Below are 4,372 nucleotides of genomic sequence, written 5' to 3' on the forward strand. Positions count from 1 at the left end.
AAAAATGAGCACAGTGTTCCAGATATTCTGCCGGATTAATATGAATAATCCAATCTGAAATAATGTGCTCGTTTACACTTTTGTACAAAACTACGGGCATATAAAAGCATTAACATCTATTATTGATAAAAAGTACCATGACTTATTTATCTCCATGGTATCTTTTACAAAACGCTGCACATTTAAAGTAGGCTTAGATTACCGTAAAATATCATCCAATGAAATTATAGTGTATGATATCGAGTTGTCAGAGTTCATTCATCGGAAGATCTCGATATTGAGGATTCATCACAAAGAACCTCTCCTAACTGAAGATGATATCTCAACAATCTACCATGCTTTATCGAACGCAAATATTACCGATCCAGCTGTTAGAGCAGAGCATAAGCGTGCATTAAATAAGAATACAACAGTGGAAAGCACTAGTCCTCGTTCTACTTGTTCAATTTGTAATAGATCTGTTTCAGATAAAGTTATGGCATATTGCTTATCAAATAAAAAATCTAACGGAAAAATCTTTTGTTTTGATCATCAAAAAAGCGCTCGGTAATAAAGAAAACCCACCATGTAGTTTTATAATACTCACACGCTCACTCAGTGGTTTTCATTTTTAGTATGGCGGTCTCATACCTTTTGAATAAGATTGCTTCAAAATCTTGTGGAAGGCGTCTTTTCCCTTCTTCAGGGGACTTAAGGACATTATATCCGTCAGTATATGGATGTATTTAAACAGTATTACAGGAATGGTTGCCGACTTCTTTCTCTAATTCAGTTATGCTCATTCTTCTCTCATATGGTTGGCGGCGGAATATAAATAGGCCTAGCCACTCTCACGCTAGGCCAAGAATTCAAATTCAATATATAATAAGAATCCGTAAGTGTATTTGTGTAATGTAGAGTGTTAATGACGCTCTATAATGTCCTAAAACTGACGGCTCATTTTGTCCTAAACTTGACGGATTTATTGCCGCTTAAAGGTAAGAAGGGAGGCTTTTCAGTCCTCCCCAAAACATCTATAAATCTACTTCATAGGTTTCATTTTGCTTCAAATAAAATTGGACTTCATGACTGCCGGTGTTTATGTACCAGTCTCTACCAAGCTCAAGGCGGCATGACAACACCTTGCCATAACCAAGGTTTAGATTGAAACATTCTCCACACCTCAGTTTGTAATCTCTTTGATTTTCCCAATCAACAATCCAACAATCAAGTTTTTCATCAAAGTACATACTCTTCTAACGGCTATTCTTCATGCAAGAACGGTCATCAATGATTCTTGCTCCGTTTTGAGCTGCGAACAGAAGACGATGTGTCGCCACCTATTTAAAGAGGAGGTTTGTAAATTGAGCTTATTCAACGATTTCAAGAAGGTAAGTGAAGTAGAAGAGCATACCATTAATACATATAAAAATATACTTCCAGAAGCTTTGATTGACGCATGGAAAACACGTGGGTATGGTACATTTATGAATGGGTATCTAAGAATAATTAACCCAGATGAATTTAGCTCTTTAGTAAATGACACTTATTTGAGAAGCAAAGGAACAATACCTATTTTCAGTACATCCATGGGTGATATTATAGTTTTTGAAAAGGATGAAAACCAAGAGTCCTATATTGTCATGATTAACTATCGAAAAGGTAAAACAAAAGTGGTAGCTTCTAAATATTCTTTGTTTCTTAGATTCTTAGAGGAAGAGGCGTTTAGACAGAAGGCATTAGATTGGCTTCCTTATCCAGAAGCTATAGAAAAATATAAAGAACCAGAGCATGATGAATGCTTGGGATATACACCTTTACTAGGTTTAGGTGGAGCAGAAAAAGTTGAGAACCTAAAGAAAGTAAAATTGAAGGAACATATTCTTGTTATTACTGAATTTATGGGACCAGTTCAGTGATATTCGGGTATGTGTTATAGACTTAACCATGTAAACGAGCACATTATTCCAGATGGGATTATTTATGTTAATCCCGCAGAACATCCGAAACAATGTGCTCATTTTTGCACTTTATTTCAGAATCTGGAAAAACCCCAGACAAAAGTTATCGAATTTAAAGGTAGAGAAAACTGAAGTTCAATCGGTGATTATCCGGAAATGACTGAAGTGCCTGGCTGGAAGCATGCACCCAATTTCGATCAACTTATTTATATGAGGACGTTGAAGAATAAAAGAAGTTTGACAGTGAAGAACTTACAAATAGAATTGAACTCCCTTAACATCTTCTGTCGCCTCTGTACTCGTGACCTCGTAATTGGCTCCATTATATTTTACAAACTCATAAGCCCATGATTCCTCCTCCCCACTTGATTGCTCTTTATTCATATTCTGTTCAGGAGCACAACCTATCATCATGAAACACGTCATGATTGTCATTGCAATTCTTTTTATATTTTCTCCCCCTCTTTCTAAACCTTGATTGGCTTATGCCTCTCAAGGTTTCTTTTTAACGGGGCTACTTATTGCCGAATTAACAGCATTGTACCTTTCAAGAAAGTGATAACCCATATCTCCAGTTAAAAGGATTTTCGGGACTTGAACAAAAAAGAGCCGTCTTAGTATGATACGGGATATCAAATCTGAATGCTTCTAGCATGTTTTAACACTCTACTCTTTTTTAATCATCACCTAAAATTCTATCATCTAGCTTTTCTCTATCTTCGGCAATTTGTTCATACGAACTGATAAGGTTACTAATATAATCAATCTGAACCTCTCTATCATCTTGAAACAAATGTATTGTAGCCCCCTTACTTAATTAAAGCCCCCATTGTTTTCTTAAAATCTTTTAATGCATCTGTATCAAAATAATCACATTCTAGTACTACTTTATTATTGCACAATCCACTCCATCCTCCATCCAGTTGATACAGTCAAAATCATGTGGGATGGCGTCTCAGAAACTTAGGAAAGGGATGTCGTGAACGGAGACGCGAAAAGCCGGGCGGAATGGTTCTCATATGCACTGACAAATATTGCTGTCTCTGTCGTTGGAACAAAAGGTGTGGACAAGGTGGCCACAAGCGTGAAGCTGCCAAATTTAAAGGTAGAGAAATCTGAAAGTCAAACCCAAACCGTGATGCAGCCTGCACTGGCGGGAGTGCCTGCATATGGTTATAAGAGATCCCATACAATACATTTAACTCAAACACCTTTTTGAGCGATTTGAGAAGCGGTTTGACTGTGAAGTTCGCTTGGGATGGTGGTAATAAGGGTCCAGTGGGTCCGGTTAAAGCAAGTAAGAATGATAAGAGTAAAACTAATGTTCATGAACCAATAAACAAATCAAATCTGTCAAAAACTGAAACAGTACCTGTTGTTGGAACAAAAGGTGTGGATAAGCAGGTAGAAGGCAGCAAGCAGTCGAGTACGATTGACGAAGAGACAATACCTGAAGTTCAAACCGCCAGGCAACTGGCAGTTTCGGGATTGCCTGAAAGAATGAATGATATTCCTTATAACACATCTATTGAAAATACGGTTTTGAAAGATTTGAAGCCTAATGTGAATGTGAAGTTTGATGGTGATGGGGCTAGTAAGAGTACTAAGGGTACGGGTGATGTTACACCTAAAAAGAAATCTGTACCAGATTGGCTTAAAGAGCGTTAAAAGCAGATAATAATTTTAATAAGATAAATCGTCCCCGTTACCCTTATAATGAGGTAGAGTTGGAAGCAAAAGAAGTAGGGGAAAAAAGTACGTAGTTGACTCATATGCACCCAACAAGGAAATAGTATCGAGAAAATTCTCTCAACTTAGTGAAGTGCAAGAAAAGACAGCTAAGAGTTACTTAAATGAAATCACAAAAAATATTCTTCGGGTTCTAAAATATCATATGGTACTTTTAATCCTAATGCTCTCAAAGGAGGGCGACTTAAAGGTGAATTAATATTAGAAATACCTGTTCAAAATAAACCAATTCCGCAAACAATTCTTGATGAGGCAACAAAAACAGGATTATTATTAGGGATATTAAGGGGAAGGTGTATAATTGACTATAAAAATTTATATTGTGACGAATGGTCGGACATCAAAAAGAAGCCTTGGAACATACTTGATGACCGTACTGCATACACATATCATCAAAAACAAGAACCATACACGGCGGTATTATTAGAGGATGAGAAACCTAAGTATATTGTAAATGTTACAAATGAATGGGTTTCGGTGGGGTTTTATGATGACCTGATTCGTAAGTATTTAAATTATGATTTTGAAGTTATGAGTGATAATAAGATTTTTTTAAGAACAGCCATGTATTGGGAATATGATGATGAAACTGACACGGAAGTAAGTTGTAAACGAGCACATTATTTCAGATTGGATTATTCATATTAATCCGGCAGAATATCTGGAACACTGTGCTCATTTTT

General features: G+C 36.5%; 5 protein-coding genes and 1 pseudogene. 4 read left to right on the forward strand and 2 right to left on the reverse strand.

Annotated elements, in window-relative coordinates:
* Nucleotides 1-1,013: 1,013 nt before the first annotated feature.
* The gene (locus GJU40_RS20200; RefSeq protein ID WP_246188452.1) at nucleotides 1,014-1,229 is read right to left on the reverse strand and encodes a DUF5348 domain-containing protein; all 216 of its coding nucleotides are present in this window, start codon (nucleotides 1,227-1,229) and stop codon (nucleotides 1,014-1,016) included.
* Between the two features lie 114 nt (nucleotides 1,230-1,343).
* Between GJU40_RS20200 and GJU40_RS20205 the strand changes: the two genes are divergently transcribed.
* Entirely contained in the window at nucleotides 1,344-1,898 is a 555-nt protein-coding gene (locus tag GJU40_RS20205) for a T6SS immunity protein Tdi1 domain-containing protein (RefSeq protein ID WP_154309850.1), read from the forward strand.
* Nucleotides 1,899-2,192: 294 nt separating this feature from the next.
* On the opposite strand, the gene GJU40_RS20210 is transcribed toward GJU40_RS20205, so the two are convergent.
* Nucleotides 2,193-2,354 (reverse strand): hypothetical protein, encoded by a 162-nt coding sequence (locus GJU40_RS20210; protein WP_154309851.1) that lies wholly within the window; start codon nucleotides 2,352-2,354, stop codon nucleotides 2,193-2,195.
* A 565-nt stretch (nucleotides 2,355-2,919) separates the two neighbouring features.
* Between GJU40_RS20210 and GJU40_RS20220 the strand changes: the two genes are divergently transcribed.
* The 3 genes and pseudogenes from GJU40_RS20220 to GJU40_RS21170 form a co-directional block, all read left to right on the forward strand.
* Nucleotides 2,920-3,159: a hypothetical protein gene (locus GJU40_RS20220; RefSeq protein ID WP_154309852.1), complete on the forward strand. Its 240-nt coding sequence runs from the start codon at nucleotides 2,920-2,922 to the stop codon at nucleotides 3,157-3,159.
* 23 nt (nucleotides 3,160-3,182) lie between these two features.
* On the forward strand, nucleotides 3,183-3,608 hold the full coding sequence (locus GJU40_RS21165) for a hypothetical protein (RefSeq protein WP_246188453.1): 426 nt from the start codon (nucleotides 3,183-3,185) through the stop codon (nucleotides 3,606-3,608).
* 381 nt (nucleotides 3,609-3,989) lie between these two features.
* Nucleotides 3,990-4,295 (forward strand): annotated as a pseudogene (locus GJU40_RS21170) (hypothetical protein); the annotation flags it as partial.
* Between the last annotated feature and the right edge of the window lie 77 nt (nucleotides 4,296-4,372).

Origin of the sequence: Metabacillus lacus (genome assembly GCF_009674805.1) — a bacterium.
In the GTDB taxonomy this organism is placed as follows: domain Bacteria; phylum Bacillota; class Bacilli; order Bacillales; family Bacillaceae; genus Metabacillus_C; species Metabacillus_C lacus.

Coding starts and splice junctions, on each gene's coding strand:
- GJU40_RS20200 (WP_246188452.1), bottom strand. CDS start 1,229: ATGTACTTTGATGAAAAACTTGATTGTTGGATTGTTGATTGGGAAAAT.
- GJU40_RS20210 (WP_154309851.1), bottom strand. CDS start 2,354: ATGATGATAGGTTGTGCTCCTGAACAGAATATGAATAAAGAGCAATCA.